Annotated in this window: 1 protein-coding gene and 2 pseudogenes; 2 read left to right on the plus strand and 1 reads right to left on the minus strand. The window is 57.4% G+C overall.

Annotated elements, in window-relative coordinates; all coding sequences use genetic code 11:
* On the plus strand, positions 1 to 187 hold a 187-nt coding region (locus tag A2I95_RS40440), incomplete at its 5' end, for a dihydrodipicolinate synthase family protein (protein WP_291737951.1).
* 155 nt (positions 188 to 342) lie between these two features.
* Here the strand turns inward: A2I95_RS40440 and A2I95_RS40445 are convergent.
* Positions 343 to 1,083, minus strand: a pseudogene (locus A2I95_RS40445) (homogentisate 1,2-dioxygenase domain-containing protein); the annotation flags it as partial.
* Between A2I95_RS40445 and A2I95_RS40450 the strand changes: the two are divergent.
* Positions 1,056 to 1,151 (plus strand): annotated as a pseudogene (locus A2I95_RS40450) (homogentisate 1,2-dioxygenase); the annotation flags it as partial. The pseudogenes A2I95_RS40445 and A2I95_RS40450 overlap by 28 nt on opposite strands.
* Between the last annotated feature and the right edge of the window lie 17 nt (positions 1,152 to 1,168).

Below are 1,168 nucleotides of genomic sequence, written 5' to 3' on the forward strand. Positions count from 1 at the left end.
GGACTATCAGGACAAGCTGATGCCACTGCACGAGGCGATCTTTATTGAACCCGGCCTGGTGGGTGCAAAATATGCGCTTAGCAAACTGGGTATGTGTTCCGAAGAGGTTCGTTCGCCTTTGACTGGGCTTGAGGATAGTACCAAAGCCGCGATTGATGCTGCCATGGCGCATGCAGGCATCCTGTAAGGTCTCAATTGTAGATCTATTAATTCAAAAGGCGGCCCTCCCATCGGAGCGCCGCCTTTTTATTGCGCTGGGATCCGCCGTTCATCTGGCCAGAAATACCCCAGGGGTGAATTGGCCCCTGGGGGCCAAGAGGGGGCAGCGCCCCCTCACCATATTCATTTCAGGCCGGGCGTGCCGTCGAATTTCTTTTCGATGTCGTTCCAGCAGTCGATGTAGTCATCCTGCAGCGGCGCTTCCTTGGCAGCAAATGCGGTCAGATGCTGCGGGAAGCGGGTCTCGAACATGAAGGACATGGTATTCTCCAGCTTTTCCGGGCCGAGGTTGGAATTCGACGCGCCCTCGAATGCGTTCTTGTCTGGTCCATGCGGCAGCATCATGTTGTGCAAGGACATGCCGCCTGGCACAAATCCTTGCGGTTTGGCGTCGTACTGGCCGTAGATGTTGCCCATCAGCTCCGACATGATGTTCTTGTGATACCACGGCGGGCGGAAGGTATTCTCCGCCACCATCCAGCGCTCGCGGAACAGCACAAAGTCGATGTTGGCGGTGCCCGGCACACCCGACGGTGCGGTTAGCACGGTAAAGATCGACGGGTCCGGGTGGTCGAACAGGATCGCCCCCACCGGGCAATAGGTGGTGAGGTCGTATTTGTAGGGCGCGTAGTTCCCGTGCCAGGCCACCACATCCAGCGGGGACTGGCCGATCTGGGTTTCGTGGAATTGACCGCACCATTTGATCGTCACTTTCGAGGGCACTTCCTTGTCCTCGTATGCTGCCACGGGTGCCTTGAAGTCACGCGGGTTTGCCAAGCAGTTGGCACCGATGGGCCCCCGGCCCGGCAATTCGAATTTCTGACCGTAGTTCTCGCAAACAAATCCACGTGCCGGGCAGGGGCCCTGTTGGCGCTAATTGCTTGGCGAACCCACGTGATTTCAAATCGCCGGTTGCTGCTTTAAAGCAGCAACCGGCGATTTGAAATCA

It is taken from the genome of Leisingera sp. F5 (assembly GCF_001593695.1).